Below are 14,600 nucleotides of genomic sequence, written 5' to 3' on the forward strand. Positions count from 1 at the left end.
CCGGGCAGCAGCGAGCACAGGAGAATCCCACCCATGACGACGAACCCGGCCGAGAGGCTCGTCGACCTGCTCGACCTGGAGCAGATCGAGGTCGACATCTTCCGCGGCCGCAGTCCGCAGGAGTCCCTGCAGCGGGTCTTCGGCGGCCAGGTGGCCGGGCAGGCCCTGGTCGCCGCCGGCCGCACCACGGAGGGCGACCGTCCCGTGCACTCGCTGCACGCGTACTTCCTGCGCCCCGGCCGGCCGGGCGTGCCGATCGTGTACCAGGTCGAGCATGTGCGCGACGGACGGTCGTTCACCACCCGCCGCGTCACGGCCGTGCAGCAGGGCCGCACGATCTTCAATCTCACCGCCTCCTTCCACAAGCCGGAGGAGGGCAGCTTCGAGCACCAGCTGCCGCCCGCCCGCAAGGTCCCGGACCCGGAGTCCCTGCCCACCGTCACGGACGAGATCCGCGAGCACCTGGGCACGCTGCCCGAGCAGCTGGAGCGGATGGCCCGCCGCCAGCCCTTCGACATCCGCTATGTGGACCGCCTGCGCTGGACCGCCGAGGAGGCCCGGGACGCCGAGCCGCGCAGCGCCGTGTGGATGCGCGCCGTCGGGCCGCTCGGCGACGATCCGCTCGTGCACACCTGCGCCCTCACCTACGCCAGTGACATGACCCTCCTGGACGCCGTCCGCATCCCCGTCGAGCCGCTGTGGGGCCCGCGCGGCTTCGACATGGCGTCGCTCGACCACGCGATGTGGTTCCACCGTCCCTTCCGCGCGGACGACTGGCTCCTCTACGACCAGGAGTCGCCGATCGCCGTCGGCGGCCGGGGGCTGGCCCGTGGCCGGATCTACGACCGTGAGGGCCGGCTGGTCGTGTCCGTGGTGCAGGAGGGGCTCTTCCGGAAGCTGGGCTGACCCGGCGGCTGCCCGACGATCGGGGCGACGATCGCGTCCCGGTGTGCCGGGGCTCCGATCGCGCCCCCGACCGGATCCGGCCACCATGGCAGGAGCAGGCACTGCCGACGTCGCACGCCCGTCGATCCGGGAGGTGGCCACGCTGCACACCGTGCTCCCCGTCGTGTTCGCGATCTGCGCGGCCTTCAGCAACGCCGTGGCGACCGTGCTGCAGCGCAAGGCGGCGCTCACCGTGCCCGCGTCCCAGGGGCTGCGGGCCGGTCTGATCGTCGATCTGCTGCGCCGGCCCGTCTGGCTGGCCGGCATCCTCGCCGTGATCGGCGCCGCCGTCTGCCAGGCGCTGGCGCTGGCCACCGGGCCGCTGACGATCGTGCAGCCGCTGTTCGTGCTGGAGCTGCCGCTCACCCTCATCGTGGCGTCGCTGCTCATGCACCGGCACCTGCCGGGCAGGGGCTGGCTGGCCGTAACCGTGGTGGTGGCGGGCCTGGCGGTCGCGCTCGCCGCTGCCGCCCCCGCCGGCAACCGTACGCATGTGGCGCTGGACCGCTGGATTCCCGCGCTCGCCGTGTGCGCGGGTGCGGTCGTCGCCCTGGCTCTCGCCGCCCTGCGGCGCCCGGAGGGCCGGGCCCGGGCGGCCTGCCTGGGAGCCGCGACGGCGATCAGCTACGCGGTGACCGCCGCACTGATGAAGGCCGCCACCCACATCCTCGACGATCAGGGCCTGGTCGGCTTCCTCACCGCCTGGCAGACCTACGCTTTCGCCGCCACCGGCGTGTGCGCCCTGTTCCTGCTGGAGAACGCCATGCAGGCCGGTCCGCTGGTCGCCTCCCAGCCCGCGCTCACCCTCGGCGACGCTCTGGTGAGCCTCGCCCTCGGCATCACCCTGTACGAGGAGACCATCCGCTCCGGGTGGTGGCTGGTGCCCGAGCTGTTCGGCGTCGCGTTGATCGCCGCGGGGGTTCTCACGCTGGCGCGGATTCCGTTCACGCGGTCGCTGGTGGCTCCGGACGAGGAACGCGAGACCGCGGCGGCACCCTGAGCGAAGGAGGTCCACGATGGGACGTCCCGGTGAGCGGGTGGCCGCTGGCCTCGGGGGCCGGGCCACTCCAGCAGCAGGGGCCTCGCGCAGCTGCCGGCCGGGTCACCGGGCGGCGTGCCGGGGGTGACGCTCCGCTTGGAGTTCGTCGTGGCGGACGGCATCGGAGGTTGCGGACAGCTACTGTCGCAACCCGCAGAGACGCTCTCCCGGCGGCGCACCGGACCTGGCGGAAGCAGCCGAGGTGGCCGGAAGTCGCTCGAGCCTCGGTTCACGCGGACGACTCCCGGCCGTCGACGAGCCCTTGGATCGCGGACAGGATGCTCTCCAGGGCGCCGGACTGCGACGCGAGGGCGGGCAGGGAGACGGACGGCCAGGCGTTGTACTCCTTGGCCGGCAACGCCTCCAGCTTCCTCCTCAGCTCGGGAACGGCCGGCAGGGACGCAGCGAACGCTGCCGCCCTGTCCCTGCCGAGGTGGTACGTGATCGAGCCGAAGGCGAACGAGAGGTCGTCCCGCACCGGACCGTCCTGCATCGACAGGCTCCAGACGGGGACCTGCCGTCCGTCGACGGGGTAATGAACGGACATGCTCCGGTACTTGGCGTTTCCGCCCTCGGGTCGCCCCTCGGCCGTCGCGTGATCGAGCAGAGCGGTGGCGATGCGTCGTACTTCTGGATCGGGGCGTGTCCGGATCAACGCGTCCATCTCGGCCCGCGTGGTCCGTTGCACGGTGCGGCGGCTGGAGGGAGCCTTCGCCGTCGAGGCCACCTCTCCGTGAATACGCGGAACGATGACCCGGAGGTCTCCCCCGCCGCTGTACTGACTCAGCTCGACCGCGTACACATCGGTCTGACGCAGCTGCCGGTTGAGGAACTCGACGATGGCCCGCAACTCCAGCGGGATCCGGTCGGCGACGAACAGCAGCCGCATCTGCCCGGCCGCCAGCCGCTCCTCGACCGTCGACCAGAACTCCTCCGCGGCGCGGCCGCCGAGCAGTTCGCCGTAGGCCTCCTCCAGTGGTCGCCCATCCTGGACACAGGTGTCCTCGAAGGAACGCTGCAACAGTGCCGCCGGCCAGTAACGGGCGGCGTTCGCCGCGTAGTCCAGCATCTGCCCGACGACCTCACGCCGGATGCGGGTGTCGGTGGCCCGCTTGACCTCCACCAGCGTCGGGACGCCATCGGCGTCGACGAAGAGATGGTCCAGCCAGTACGCCGCCCCGCTCTCGGCACTGGCCGGAACCCTCATCTCCCGGGCCACCAGCATCAGCCGCAGGGGCCGGCCGTCAGCGAGCGAGCCGAAGTCCAGCACCCGTGGGTGGCGCGCGAGGAGGTCCTGGAACTCCGTTTCGTTCTCGAATCCGGCAAGCTCCAGGGCTTGCAGTTCCTGGCCCAGGACGAACACCGGCTGTTCGGTCATATCCTTCTCACTCTCACGACGCCGCTTCCTTTGCCACTGAACGTTGGCATACCCAGGGCGTGAGTCAGCCCGTCGCTTTGATCCGCCGCCCCGCGGTCACGGCCGCGCCCGCCAGCGCGGTGCGCCGTCGCCCGCCCCAGCCGCCGTGCACCGCGCCCTCGCCGGGTGCCGGCACGTGCAGCGCGCCGTGCGTGGCGGGGGCGTCCTCGTCGTGGTCCAGGTGGGTCTTGTCCGTCTGCCGGGCCATGGCCCGCTCCGCGAGCGCGGGCGCCATCCGGGCCTGGCGGACCAGCGCCCGGCCAGCCGGGCCGACCACGACCTCGCGGCGCGGGCGGCGGACGAGCGCCACGACCGCGTCGGCGACGCGCTCAGGCGGGTAGACGGGCAGCATGGCCACGACCTTGTGCCCGGTGTAGTTGGCCGCCTGCTGGAAGTGCGGCGTATCGATGGTCGCGGGCAGCACCGTGCACACGTCGATGCCCTTCACGCCTTCCACGCGCAACTGCTGCCGCAGACCGGAGCCGAGCGCTCGGATGGCGTGCTTGAACATGCCGTACGGGTGGCTGTAGGGCTGGGCGACGGCACCCACGACGGACGAGATGTTGGCAGGGAGCGATGGAAAGGGCAGCCTGGGCCCTCTGCCACCCCTTCATGCAAGGTAGGAGACGCCGGGCGGCCGACCGACGCGCTCCGGCCCGGTCATCCGTCCGGCTGGCACCGAGGGCACCACACCGTCCCCCGCCCGGCCATACGGGACCTGCACAAGCCGGTACCGCAGCGCGGGCACCTCGGGTCCCGGTCGTCGCGGTGGCCGGTGAGCCAGGTGTCGCGCGGGGGTACGCACCCGGCGGTGACGCAGGAGCGCAGGGTGCGCCGCATCTCGCTGAAGAGACGACGGCGGTCCTCCTGGGTCAGGTCACGCGCCCCCCGGTCGGGGCGCAGCCGGGCCCGCCAAAGGATCTCGTCGGCGAGCAGATTGCCGAGGCCTGCGAGCACGGACTGGTCGGTGAGGGCCGTCTTGAGATGGCCGCGGCGCGATGAGAGCACCTCCTCGAACTCCGCACGGTCCACCGCCAGGGCGTCGGGCCCCTGCCGCCGCAGCAGCCGCTCCACGTCGGACTCGTCATGGGCCAGCCAGAGTCCCTGCAGCTTGCGCTGGTCACGGAAGCGCAGCTGGCGGCCGCCGCCCAGAGTGAACAGAACGCGGTCATGCGTCTCGACGGGATCATCGGCCTGCCCGCACACCAGCCGCCCTGTCATGCCGAAGTGCAGTACGAGGGTGGGGCCGCCGGTGCGGGCCAGCAACCACTTGCCGTGCCGCTGCGGCGCGCCGAACCGCCGTCCCTCCAGCGCGTCCCGCAATCCCCCGGCGTCGATCCCGTGCAGGACGCCCGGGTCCCGCACATCGACACGCCGGATGACGCGTCCCTTCGCGCAGGACTCGAGCACCTGCCGGAAGCCCTCGACGTCGGGGAGCTCGGGCACGGCCGGTGGGTCAGGATTCCTGGAGGACGGACAGCACGTTCCCCGCGGGGTCGGTGAACCAGGCGATCAGCGGGCCGCCGCCGCGGAAGATGCCCTTGTCGTCCGTCTTGAGGTGGTCGTAGCGCTCGAAGCGCACCCCCTTTCCGGCCAGCTCGTCGACCGCGGCCTCGATGTCGTCGACCGGGAAGTTGAGGATGGTGAACGTGGCCGGGGTGTGGTCCGGCTTGGGGTAGACCAGGGTGTCCCGGTCACCCGCGAGGTGCAGGATCAGCATCCCGTTCTCCTCCGACACGCGGAGCCCGAGCGTGTCCGCGTAGAACGCCCTGGCCGCCTCGATGTCGTCCACCGAGAACCCGCTGAACGCCTTCGTCGTACCGAACATGATCGCCTCCCGGGGACAGTCTCCTCAGAGGAGGACCCGGGCGCATCCGGAAACTCATCGGTCAGCGGGCCGACCAGCGGTGATGCCGAACCGCGAGGGGTCACCCGCCGGCCGACGGCCTCTGCGGCGGAGCCAGCTCAGCAGGCCATGGGGAGGGGTGGGCTCGGGAGATGCGGGCCGCTCCGCCACCGGAGCCGGACTCGAGGGCGGCGCGAGCGGAGGGGGTCCGGTCGGAGGTGCCGGGGGGAGCCCTTCGGGCACGGGGTGCCGGCGGCGGGCCTCCTCCATCGTGTGGGCCAGGTCCGCGCGGAACCAGGACACTTCGTCCGGCTCGCTCGCCGTCATCAGCTTCTCCGCCAGCTCGGCGGTGGCCGAACCCGGTGCGCCGTGCGCCGGGAGCCTGGGGCGGCGGTCTGCCAGGACGGAACGCTCGTGGGGATTCCTGACGACATCCGCCACGTCGGCCGGGTCTAGGAGGCAGGCGACCGCGGCCGCGCGGGCCCAAGGGTCGTCCCCTGCCTCCCGCGTCAGGAATCCGACGTGACGCCCCCGCCAGTTGCGCGGCCGCCGGTCCATTCCTGCCTTCAGCCCTTCCCGGATCTCGACGGGCGTGCGACGAGCGGCCAGCAACGGGACGTTGCTCCTCTCGGCCGCGAACTGCCGTAGTTCTTCAGCCAGATACAGCCACACGACGGTCCGATAGCGGTTGAGGTAGAACGTCACCGGGACGAGCAGGCCGTAGCGCGCGAGGCTTGTGAACCTCGTGGGTGCCACCTCCATGAGCCGGGCGCCCTCGGTGGTACCGACGGTCGCGACGCGCTCGCGCAGGATGTCCGGAAATCCCTCCCCGGAGCGCAGCCGGTCGATCTCGGCCCGGGCGACGCGCCGGCCCCCGCCTCCTTCGTCTGGGACGGTCCGGATGAGCCCCAAGTTCACCGCGAGATCGAACTCGCCCCGCTTCAGGTCCAGTTCGCGGGCAGCCCGGCTCGGGGCGCAGGTGAGGCGGTCGGGTGTCGTGCCGATGCGTGACATGGTCGGTCTCCCCCGTGGAGTCAGAGTCAGCGGCTCACTGCCGTGTGCGGTCGACGTCTGCGGTCAGCGTCTGCGATCGCCGTCTGCGGTCGCCGTGAAAAAGACCGTAGCCGGTTCGGCGCATCTCGTGGCGAGCCTGTGGATAACTCCACGGGGATGACGAACGTGCAGGTCAGAGGTCCTTGATCGGTTTCGGTTCGGGCTGGCGTGCGTCCACGTCGAGGTGCTCGCCGACCCGGTTGACCAGCAGTGTCATCTCGTAGGCGATCTGGCCGATGTCGGCCTCCGCGCCGCTGAGTACGCACAGACAGCTGCCCGTCCCGGCCGCGGTGACGAAGAGCACCGCGTCGTCGAACTCGATCATCGTCTGGCGGACGTTGCCCGCGCCGAAGTGCCGTCCGGAGCCCTTGGCCAGGCTGTGCAGCCCGGACGACACGGCCGCGAGGTGCTCGGCGTCCTCGCGGCGCAGTCCGGTGCTCGCGCCGGTCACCAGGCCGTCGTTGGACAGGACGAGTGCGTGCCGCACTTCGTGGACGCGCTCGGTCAGGTCGTCCAGCAGCCAGTCAAGTCCCTGGTTCTGCGCCATCTTCCGGTCTCCCCGTTTTCTCCCCGTGTGATTCCCCTCCTGGCCGGAGGATCTCCATCTCAGCCTTCCCCACGACCACGGCCGGGGCAAGGAGGATGGGAGCCATGGCAGAGAAGATGACCGACGCGCAATGGCGGGAGTTCGTTTCCCACGGCACCCGCACCGCAAAGCTGTCCACGGTCCGGGCGGACGGCAGCCCGCATGTGACCCCGATCTGGTTCCTGCTGGACGGGGACGAGGTGGTGTTCAACACCGGCAAGGACAGCGTGAAGGGGCGCAACATCCTCCGGGACGGCCGGATCGCCCTGTGCGTGGACGACGACCGGCCGCCGTACTCGTTCGTGGTGCTGCGGGGCCGTGCCCGGGTCTCGGACGACCTAGACGAGATTCGGCACTGGGCCACCCGGATCGGTGCCCGGTACATGGGCGAGGAGCGCGCCGAGGAGTTCGGCGCGCGCAACGGCGTGCCCGGCGAACTCCTCGTCCGTGTCACCGTCGACAGGGTGCTGGCGGAGCGGGACGTCGCGAACTGATCCTGGAGAAAGCCGCTGGTTCGCGGTCAGCCGACCGAGTCGAGCAGCCGGGCGGTGTGCATCCGCCCGGCGTACTCGACGAGCCGGATCAGCACCTCCTTCCCCGAGTCGCGGTCTCGAGCGTCGCACAGCACCACAGGCGTGCCCCTGTCGAGGTCGAGGGCACGCGAGACGTCCGGGGCGCCGTGCCGCCGGGCGCCCGCGAAGCAGTTGACCGCCACCACGAAGGGGATGCGCCGGTGCTCGAAGTAGTCGACCGCGGGGAAGCAGTCCTCCAGGCGACGGGTGTCCGCGAGGACGACCGCACCGAGCGCCCCTTGCGACAACTCGTCCCACAGGAACCAGAACCGGTCCTGGCCCGGCGTTCCGAAGAGGTACAGGGACAGACCGGACCGGATGGTGATGCGTCCGAAGTCCATGGCGACGGTCGTGGTGGTCTTGTGGTCCACGCCGTCGGTGTCGTCCACCGACTGGCCTGCTTCGCTGAGGAGTTCCTCGGTGCGCAGCGGCCGGATCTCGCTGACGGCGCCCACCAGGGTGGTCTTGCCCACGCCGAATCCGCCGGCGACCAGAATCTTCAGCGCCAGTGCGGCGCTCTCGCCGTCCGGGGCGTCGGAGTGCTCGGAGACCATTGATCACTTCTCTCAGGAGTGCCGGTGTGGTGAGTGCGTGAGTGCTGTGGGTGGTGTGGGTGCTCTGGGTGGTGTGGGTCCGTTGGAGCGTGGGGCGTTGCCGCGTGGGGCATTGGGGTTACAGCGCTCTCAGGCCTTCGATCACCTCGCGCAGGATCCGTTCGTCGGGCAGTTGCGCCGGTGGTACGGGGCGGCTGACGGTGACGCAGCCGAGTTCCAGGAGATCCCCGAGGAGCACCCTGACCACGCCGACGGGCAGGTCCGCGCCGGCGGCGAGTTCGGCGACCGACTGGGTCTCCGGGCGGCACAGGTCGAGGAGGTTGCGGTGTTCCGGGCCGAGCGGGGCGTCGTCCACTCCGGGTGCGCCCGGGTCCAGCGTGACCAGGGCGATCAGGTCGAACCGAACGCCGGTCGGGCCGGGCCGGGTGCGTCCGCCCGTCATGGCGTAGGGGCGGACGAGCGGGCCGGCCTCGTTGTCGTACCACTGGCTGCCCTGCTCGCGCGGGGTGCCCGTCATGTCCTCGGTCATCTGCGCGGACCGTTCTCCCGGTTCATCCTGCGGCGGGGGGCTGCGCGGCCATGCGGGGCGCCGTGCCGAGGTGCTCGCCGACGCGTTTGACCAGGCGGGCCATCTCATAGGCCACGAGGCCGATGTCGGCGGTGACGGCGGTGAGAAGGGCGAGGCAGGAGCCGTCGCCCGCGGCGGCCACGAACAGGAAGCCCTCGTCCATCTCCACCATGGTCTGGCGGACTCCGCCGGCGCCGAAGTGCCGTCCCGCGCCCTTGGCGAGGCTGTGGAAGCCCGAGGCGACGGCGGCGAGGTGCTCGGCGTCCTCGCGGCGCAGGCCGGTCGAGGCGCCCACGGCGAGGCCGTCGTTGGACAGCACCACGGCGTGCCGGATGTCGCTCACGCGGAGCACCAGATCGTCCAGCAGCCAGTCGAGTTCGCCGGAGTGCCGGGCGGACTGTGTGCTCGGATCCTGGATCATGCGAGGTCTCCTTCACTGCTGTCGCTGCCCGTCACGGGGCCGGAGCCGGTACCGCGGCCGGGTTGCCTGCCGCCGCCGCGCGCCCATCCGGAGCGGTAGGCCGCCATACGGTCCCGTACGAGTTCGGGGGTGCGCTCGTCGTCCCGGGGAGGGGGCGTCGACGACTGCTCCTCGGGACGCCTGTCGCGCAGTTGGGGAGCGAGGCTGGCCTGTCGTACGCGGCGCGGGAGGTCGTCGGAGTCTTCGGGCTGCTGCGGCGGGCGGTGCAGTCGCAAGGTGGCGACTCCTGGGGGCGGGTTCTGGCTCGGGGTCTCCTGGTGGCGCGGACCGTCCGCGTGACGTGAGGTGTCCGCGGGATACGAGCTGTCCGCGTGGCGCGGGGCCTCGGGCTCCGCGGCGGCCGGTACGGGGGCCACGAGGGCGCGCCGGTCGGCCTGGGCCGGGACGGCGTCCTGGAGGGGGGCGTCGTCGGGCACGCGCGCGAAGGCGCGTCCCCCGGGCTGTCGCGCTGGTTCCGCCGCTTCGGGGGCCCTTTCCGCCGCGCCGGTGTGGAGCAGGGCGGTGGGCAGCAGGACGACCGCGGTGGTGCCGCCGTACGGGGAGGTCCTCAGGTGGACCTTGACGTCGTGCCGGGCGGCGAGTCTGCTGACCACGAACAGGCCGAGCCGGTCACTGTCGAACAGGTCGAGCGCCTCGGACTGGGCGATGCGACGGTTGGCTTCGGCGAGGGTCTCCTTGCCCATGCCGAGGCCGCGGTCCTCGACCTCGACGGCGTAGCCGTTGCCGACGGGTTCTCCGGTGACGCGCACACGCGTGTGGGGCGGGGAGAACTGGGCGGCGTTCTCGATGATCTCGGCCAGCAGGTGCGTGAGGTCGGCGACGGCCGCGCCCGCCACGGCTGCCTCGGGGAGTTGCCGTACCTCCACGCGCGCGTAGTCCTCCACTTCGGAGACGGCCGCGCGGACCACGTTCGTGAGGGAGACCGGCACGCGCCAGGCCCGGCCGGGGGCGGCTCCGGAGAGGATGATCAGGCTCTCCGCGTGGCGCCGCATGCGGGTGGTGAGGTGGTCCAGGCGGAAGAGGTCGCTCAGCTCGTTCGGGTCGTCGGAGCGGCGTTCCATACTGTCGAGGAGGGCCAGCTGCCGGTGGACGAGGATCTGGCTGCGGCGGGCGAGGTTGACGAAGACGCCGGAGATGCCGCTGGCGAGTTCGGCGCGTTCCACGGCGGCCCGCAGCGCGGCGCGGTGCACGGTGCCGAGGGCCTCGGCGACCTGTCCGGTCTCGTCCTCCGCGGGCGCTCCCGGCGGGGCCTCGGCGCGGATGTCGATCTCCTCGCCCGCGCGCAGCTTCCGCATGGCGTCGGGGAGTTTGCGCCGGGCGATCTCCAGGGCGCTGTTGCGCAGGCTGACCAGTTCGACCACGAGGCCGCGTCCGATGCGTACGGAGATGACGAGTGAGGCGGCGACGGCGGCGAGGCCGAGCAGCACGGCGGCGCCGGCCGGGGTGAGCAGTCCTCGGGTGAACGGGTCGGCCCGTTCCGCGACCCCTCGTGCCGCGTCGTCCTCGATGACGCGCATGCCGTTCTGTACGCGCGCGTGGGCCGTGTTCCAGGTGCTCTCGGGTGCCGCGTCGACTGCCTTGGAGCCCGGCCCGCCGGCGAGGATCCCGTTCTCGGCGTCGCGCAGGCCGGTGTAGGCGCTGCTGTCGGCGAGGGCGTTCCATGCGGAGCGCTCGGTGCCGCTCAGGTCCGCGACGGCCGACTCGGTGAGCGTGCGGCGCCGGTCGACGGCGCCGGTGAAGAGCCGGAGCCGCTCCCCGGTCAGGGTGCCGTCCATGCGGGCGCTCGCCAGCACCGCGTCCTCCTGGGCCAGTGCCTCGCCCGCTCGGGCGAATTCGAGGAGCACACGCGCGTCGGAGCCGAGGTCGGCGTCCCGGATGCCGGTGAGAGCGCCGCCCACACCGAAGGCGGCCGAGATGGTCCGGGTGTAGCGGTCGTACGTCTCGGCCCAGTCCGCGCGCCGGTCCTGCACCGCCGCGCGCAGCGGCGGCAGTCGCTCGGCACCGGCGACGAAGGCCTTCAGCCGCTGGGCGACTCCTGTGGGCAGTTCCCCGCTGTCGGCGACGGTGGTGTCCTTGCCGAGCCGTAGTTTCGCCACGGCCCGGTCGCTGCGCCGGGCCAGCTCGTCCAGTTCGCCGGTTCGGACGGCGGACGGGTCGGTGGCGTGGCGTACGGCGGCCGCGCGTTCGGCCTGGAGGGCGGCGACGGCTGCGGAGACGGGGGCGCGGACCGTGGCGTCGACGCGCTGTACCTGCCGTAGCCGGGAGACGTCCTGGGCGGTGGTGACCGTGGCGTAGGCCCACAGGGCCAGGAGGGAGACGACCGGCACCATCAGCAGGCACACGATCTTGGCGCGGACGGTGCGGGGGCGTATGTGCCAGCGCTCCGCGCGCGGGGGTGCCGCTTCCGGCGTGCCGCCCGAGGGTGTGTCGGGGCTCTCGTCGGCCGGTGGTCCGGCATGCGCACGGCGGCCGCGCACGGGAGGGGGCGGCGCCTCGGCGCCGGCTGTCGGGGTCCTACGGATGGTTCGCATGGACTCCTCGCTCGGAGTGGGTCGGGGCGTGGGGGCCGGCGGCTGGGCGGGGACGGCGCGGTGTCGTAGGAGGGCGCCTCAGGAGCGTCGTCGGGGGCAGAGCACACCGCCGGGCTCAGGGCGGGCCGGCGGGGGTGGGCCGTTCAAGCCGCTGCCGGGCGCGCGAGCGGGCTGCTGTGCCGGGCCTGACCACCGCCCCTGCTGACCACTCGACCCCTGGCCAACGACCCTGCTGACCACGGCCCTGCTGACCACTCGACCCCTGCGGCCCTGCTGACCACGCCGTCACCGCGGCCGGTGGTCACCCGCGCGGCTAGGGGGCGGCGCCCTGCACCGGCCGCTGGGCCGAAGCGGACGCCGCGCGTTCTCCCGCCGTCGGCGACAGCGCGACGAAGGCCGAGGTCAGGAAGAGATAGGAGCCGAGGCCGACGGCGAGGGGGAAGATGAACTGCATCGCCGTGGCCCCCGGCAGGACCTCCGCCGAGGGCGTGACGCGCACGCCCACCGCGAACATCCCGGTGTAGTGCATGCTGCTGACGGCCGCTCCCATGATCAGGGAGGCGATGGTGACCGCCACGGGCGACTTGATGTTGAGGGCCGCCCACAGGGCCGCCGTGGCCGCCACGACGGCGATCAGGACGGAGAGCCCGACGAGCAGCGGGTCGTAGGTCACGTCACCGTGCAGCCGGACGGCCGCCATGCCCAGGTAGTGCATGCTGGCGACGCCGATGCCGGTGGTGAGCCCGCCGACGATCAGGGCCCGGCCGCGGTCCCTGCCGTAGCCGACGGCGAAGACGCCGGCGCAGACGACGACCATGGCGACGAGCAGGCTCAGCAGGGTGAGCGGCACGTCGTAGCGGATGTCGGTACCGGCGACGCCGAAGCCGAGCATCGCCACGAAGTGCATGGTCCAGATGCCGGTGCCGATCGCCGAGGCGGCGGTGACGAGCCAGTTGCGGCGCGAGCGCCCGGTGGTGGCGAGCGCGCGGACGGTGCAGCGCAGACCGAGCGCGGCGCCTATGCAGGCCATCACGTACGACAGTGCGGGGGTCAGCCACCCCAGGGCTGCGTGGTCCAGGTGTCCCATGGCCCCGGGACGCTAGACCCGGCAGGGGCGCGCGGACGGGGCGCATTCGAAAGGTGTTGGAATATGACTCAAGGGTGCACCGGAACGATCGGGTCACGCTCGAACGTGTGCGCTGAGGCGTCATTCGCACCGGTGAGGCGTCATTCGCACCTGTGAGACGTGATGCGCACCTGTGAGACGTGATGCGCACCGGTGAGATGTGATCCGTAACAGTGAGACGTGATCCATGACAGTGAGACGTGATCGTACCGGCGGGACGCGGTCCGTGCCGCTGAAGCCTCCTCCCTGCCGGTGAGGCGGCAGCCGTGCCGGTGCGGAATCATGCAGGACATGAGCGACGAGCAGACGCGTGTTCAGGAGTTCTTCACCGCCCGCGCCGCCGACTGGGACAGCCGGTTCCCCGATGACGGTCCCGCCTACGCCGCCGCCGTCGCCGAGCTCGGACTGCGGGCGGGTGACCGGGTGCTCGACGCGGGGTGCGGCACCGGCCGCGCCCTGCCGCCGCTGCGAGCCGCCGTGGGGGCCTCGGGAGTGGTCCTCGGTGCCGACCTCACGCCCGCCATGCTGCGGGAGGCCGTACGGGCCGGCCGGGACCGTGACGGGCAGTTGCTGCTCACGGATGTCGCCGTGCTGCCCCTGCGCTCTCGGTCGCTGGACGCCGTGTTCGGGGCGGGCCTCATCTCGCACCTCGAAAGCCCGGCCGAGAACCTCCGGGAACTGGCGCGCGTGGTGCGCCCGGGTGGTGTGCTGGCGCTGTTCCACCCGATCGGCAGGGCGGCTCTCGCGGCACGTCACGGCCGCTCGATCACCCCGGACGACCTGCGCGCCGAGCCCAACCTCCGTCTGCTGCTGGCAGGTTCCGGGTGGCGCCTGACGTCCTACGTCGACGAGGACTCCCGTTTCCTGGCGCTCGCCGAGCGCGAGGACTGAGGCACCGCGTCACCCGGCCTCGGCGTCCGCAGCCGGGTGACGCACGGGACAGCCCCGGACGCCGGGGACCGGGCGGGTGCCCAGGTCGGCGATCCGGTAGCCGTACGGGTAGCCCTTGATCTCCCAGTTCTGGCGCGCGAAGTGCGGGGCGCGCCGGGGCGGCAGCAGGCGGACGGCGCGGCCCCGCAGCCGCACCGCTCGACGCACCCACGCGCGCGTGGTGGCATGCGGCGGGGTGTAGCGGAAGGCGCGCAGCAGCGAGTCGTCGAGCAGGGCGAGGGTCGTGGTGCGCAGCAGGGGTGCGAGCGGGCCGGGGTACCAGGAGGCCATCAGGTCGAGTGTGGCGTCCGAGACGCGCCGGGCGTCCGCGTCCCAGGCGAAGTGGGCGGCCTCGTAGGTGTCGAGGCAGGTCTCGAACTCCTCGTAGGTCCCGGGGATGTCCTTGATCCCCATGTGCCGGCCCAGGGCGCGGTAGTGGACGGCGCTCGCGACGGTCTCGTGGCGTGACATCCTGCGCCAGCCGTAGGCGTCGATCCACCGTTTGGGCATCACGACGAAGGTGCACAGCACGTAGCGCATGTCGTCGTCGCTGATGTCGTAGCTGCGGTGCATCTGATTGATGCGGCGGATCGCCGTCCTGCCCTCGTCGCTGCCAAAGCCGTGCTCGACGATGGTGTCCAGGAGCAGCGAGGTGTCGTCGTAGCGCTTCTGCGTCCGGTCCGTGAGCTCCGCCGTGCGCGCCAGCAGCCGGCCGATGCCCGGGACGGCGTAGGTGCGGTACAGGGCCAGCTCCAGGGCGCGTGTGAAGTCCCAGGGAAACTCGTACGCCACGCTGAGCCGGTAGATCTCGGTAGCCTCGTCGTACGGGTCCATCCGGCGGATCTGTTCGAGCCGCGCGAAGCGCTTCACCGTGCCGTCCCCCTTCTGCCACAGGTTCTCCAACTTTACGTTGGTGGCGAGGAGATGAACGACCAGGTACGGCAGGTGCGCA

General features: G+C 72.1%; 16 protein-coding genes. 4 read left to right on the plus strand and 12 right to left on the minus strand.

Translation table 11 applies throughout. The features are described from left to right. Positions 1–33 precede the first annotated feature (33 nt). Both A4E84_RS05720 and A4E84_RS05725 read left to right on the plus strand, forming a co-directional pair. A complete protein-coding gene (locus A4E84_RS05720; protein ID WP_062925497.1) occupies positions 34–906 on the plus strand; it encodes an acyl-CoA thioesterase in 873 nt (290 codons plus the stop codon). A gap of 85 nt (positions 907–991) precedes the next feature. Next, positions 992–1,945, plus strand: a complete 954-nt coding sequence (locus A4E84_RS05725; protein WP_237304857.1) for a DMT family transporter — start codon at positions 992–994, stop codon at positions 1,943–1,945. A gap of 268 nt (positions 1,946–2,213) precedes the next feature. On the opposite strand, the gene A4E84_RS05730 is transcribed toward A4E84_RS05725, so the two are convergent. The 6 genes from A4E84_RS05730 to A4E84_RS05755 all read right to left on the minus strand — a co-directional run bounded on the left by A4E84_RS05730 (position 2,214) and on the right by A4E84_RS05755 (position 6,847). Continuing rightward, entirely contained in the window at positions 2,214–3,362 is a 1,149-nt protein-coding gene (locus A4E84_RS05730; protein WP_062925498.1) for a PDDEXK family nuclease, read from the minus strand. 64 nt (positions 3,363–3,426) lie between these two features. Next, positions 3,427–3,951, minus strand: a complete 525-nt coding sequence (locus A4E84_RS05735) for a hypothetical protein (protein WP_237304858.1) — start codon at positions 3,949–3,951, stop codon at positions 3,427–3,429. A 110-nt stretch (positions 3,952–4,061) separates the two neighbouring features. Continuing rightward, entirely contained in the window at positions 4,062–4,847 is a 786-nt protein-coding gene (locus tag A4E84_RS05740) for an Fpg/Nei family DNA glycosylase (RefSeq protein ID WP_062925499.1), read from the minus strand. A 10-nt stretch (positions 4,848–4,857) separates the two neighbouring features. After that, positions 4,858–5,229 carry a VOC family protein gene (locus A4E84_RS05745; protein WP_062925500.1) on the minus strand — a complete coding sequence of 124 codons (372 nt, stop codon included), beginning with the start codon at positions 5,227–5,229 and terminating at the stop codon, positions 4,858–4,860. A gap of 54 nt (positions 5,230–5,283) precedes the next feature. Then, complete coding sequence (locus A4E84_RS05750) at positions 5,284–6,261, minus strand: DUF6397 family protein (RefSeq protein WP_062925501.1); 978 nt, start codon at positions 6,259–6,261, stop codon at positions 5,284–5,286. A gap of 172 nt (positions 6,262–6,433) precedes the next feature. After that, positions 6,434–6,847 carry a roadblock/LC7 domain-containing protein gene (locus A4E84_RS05755; protein ID WP_062925502.1) on the minus strand — a complete coding sequence of 138 codons (414 nt, stop codon included), beginning with the start codon at positions 6,845–6,847 and terminating at the stop codon, positions 6,434–6,436. Positions 6,848–6,951: 104 nt separating this feature from the next. Here A4E84_RS05755 and A4E84_RS05760 point away from each other — a divergent pair, with 104 nt between their 5' ends. Then, positions 6,952–7,380, plus strand: coding sequence for a PPOX class F420-dependent oxidoreductase (locus A4E84_RS05760; protein WP_062925503.1), 429 nt, complete (start codon positions 6,952–6,954; stop codon positions 7,378–7,380). A gap of 26 nt (positions 7,381–7,406) precedes the next feature. Here the strand turns inward: A4E84_RS05760 and A4E84_RS05765 are convergent, their stop codons facing one another. The 5 genes from A4E84_RS05765 to A4E84_RS05785 form a co-directional block, all read right to left on the minus strand. Beyond that, the gene (locus tag A4E84_RS05765) at positions 7,407–8,012 is read right to left on the minus strand and encodes a GTP-binding protein (RefSeq protein ID WP_062925504.1); all 606 of its coding nucleotides are present in this window, start codon (positions 8,010–8,012) and stop codon (positions 7,407–7,409) included. A gap of 118 nt (positions 8,013–8,130) precedes the next feature. Next, positions 8,131–8,541 carry a DUF742 domain-containing protein gene (locus A4E84_RS05770; protein ID WP_062925505.1) on the minus strand — a complete coding sequence of 137 codons (411 nt, stop codon included), beginning with the start codon at positions 8,539–8,541 and terminating at the stop codon, positions 8,131–8,133. A 22-nt stretch (positions 8,542–8,563) separates the two neighbouring features. Continuing rightward, entirely contained in the window at positions 8,564–9,001 is a 438-nt protein-coding gene (locus A4E84_RS05775) for a roadblock/LC7 domain-containing protein (RefSeq protein WP_062925506.1), read from the minus strand. After that, complete coding sequence (locus A4E84_RS05780; protein ID WP_062925507.1) at positions 8,998–11,592, minus strand: sensor histidine kinase; 2,595 nt, start codon at positions 11,590–11,592, stop codon at positions 8,998–9,000. Before A4E84_RS05780 ends, A4E84_RS05775 begins: the two co-directional genes overlap by 4 nt. A gap of 313 nt (positions 11,593–11,905) precedes the next feature. Then, positions 11,906–12,679 carry an MHYT domain-containing protein gene (locus A4E84_RS05785; protein WP_062925508.1) on the minus strand — a complete coding sequence of 258 codons (774 nt, stop codon included), beginning with the start codon at positions 12,677–12,679 and terminating at the stop codon, positions 11,906–11,908. 330 nt (positions 12,680–13,009) lie between these two features. Here A4E84_RS05785 and A4E84_RS05790 point away from each other — a divergent pair, with 330 nt between their 5' ends. After that, the gene (locus A4E84_RS05790) at positions 13,010–13,609 is read left to right on the plus strand and encodes a class I SAM-dependent methyltransferase (protein WP_062931330.1); all 600 of its coding nucleotides are present in this window, start codon (positions 13,010–13,012) and stop codon (positions 13,607–13,609) included. A 9-nt stretch (positions 13,610–13,618) separates the two neighbouring features. On the opposite strand, the gene A4E84_RS05795 is transcribed toward A4E84_RS05790, so the two are convergent. Continuing rightward, positions 13,619–14,518 carry an oxygenase MpaB family protein gene (locus tag A4E84_RS05795; protein ID WP_062931331.1) on the minus strand — a complete coding sequence of 300 codons (900 nt, stop codon included), beginning with the start codon at positions 14,516–14,518 and terminating at the stop codon, positions 13,619–13,621. Positions 14,519–14,600: the final 82 nt, after the last annotated feature.

The sequence above is a fragment of the Streptomyces qaidamensis genome, from assembly GCF_001611795.1.
In the GTDB taxonomy this organism is placed as follows: domain Bacteria; phylum Actinomycetota; class Actinomycetes; order Streptomycetales; family Streptomycetaceae; genus Streptomyces; species Streptomyces qaidamensis.

What these genes read in the sequence shown, in the direction of transcription:
- A4E84_RS05785 (WP_062925508.1), bottom strand. Translation starts at nt 12,679, where the DNA reads ATGGGACACCTGGACCACGCAGCCCTGGGGTGGCTGACCCCCGCACTG.
- A4E84_RS05745 (WP_062925500.1), bottom strand. Translation starts at nt 5,229, where the DNA reads ATGTTCGGTACGACGAAGGCGTTCAGCGGGTTCTCGGTGGACGACATC.
- A4E84_RS05790 (WP_062931330.1), top strand. Translation starts at nt 13,010, where the DNA reads ATGAGCGACGAGCAGACGCGTGTTCAGGAGTTCTTCACCGCCCGCGCC.
- A4E84_RS05725 (WP_237304857.1), top strand. Translation starts at nt 992, where the DNA reads ATGGCAGGAGCAGGCACTGCCGACGTCGCACGCCCGTCGATCCGGGAG.
- A4E84_RS05780 (WP_062925507.1), bottom strand. Translation starts at nt 11,592, where the DNA reads ATGCGAACCATCCGTAGGACCCCGACAGCCGGCGCCGAGGCGCCGCCC.
- A4E84_RS05720 (WP_062925497.1), top strand. Translation starts at nt 34, where the DNA reads ATGACGACGAACCCGGCCGAGAGGCTCGTCGACCTGCTCGACCTGGAG.
- A4E84_RS05760 (WP_062925503.1), top strand. Translation starts at nt 6,952, where the DNA reads ATGGCAGAGAAGATGACCGACGCGCAATGGCGGGAGTTCGTTTCCCAC.
- A4E84_RS05755 (WP_062925502.1), bottom strand. Translation starts at nt 6,847, where the DNA reads ATGGCGCAGAACCAGGGACTTGACTGGCTGCTGGACGACCTGACCGAG.
- A4E84_RS05750 (WP_062925501.1), bottom strand. Translation starts at nt 6,261, where the DNA reads ATGTCACGCATCGGCACGACACCCGACCGCCTCACCTGCGCCCCGAGC.
- A4E84_RS05775 (WP_062925506.1), bottom strand. Translation starts at nt 9,001, where the DNA reads ATGATCCAGGATCCGAGCACACAGTCCGCCCGGCACTCCGGCGAACTC.
- A4E84_RS05765 (WP_062925504.1), bottom strand. Translation starts at nt 8,012, where the DNA reads ATGGTCTCCGAGCACTCCGACGCCCCGGACGGCGAGAGCGCCGCACTG.
- A4E84_RS05730 (WP_062925498.1), bottom strand. Translation starts at nt 3,362, where the DNA reads ATGACCGAACAGCCGGTGTTCGTCCTGGGCCAGGAACTGCAAGCCCTG.
- A4E84_RS05770 (WP_062925505.1), bottom strand. Translation starts at nt 8,541, where the DNA reads ATGACCGAGGACATGACGGGCACCCCGCGCGAGCAGGGCAGCCAGTGG.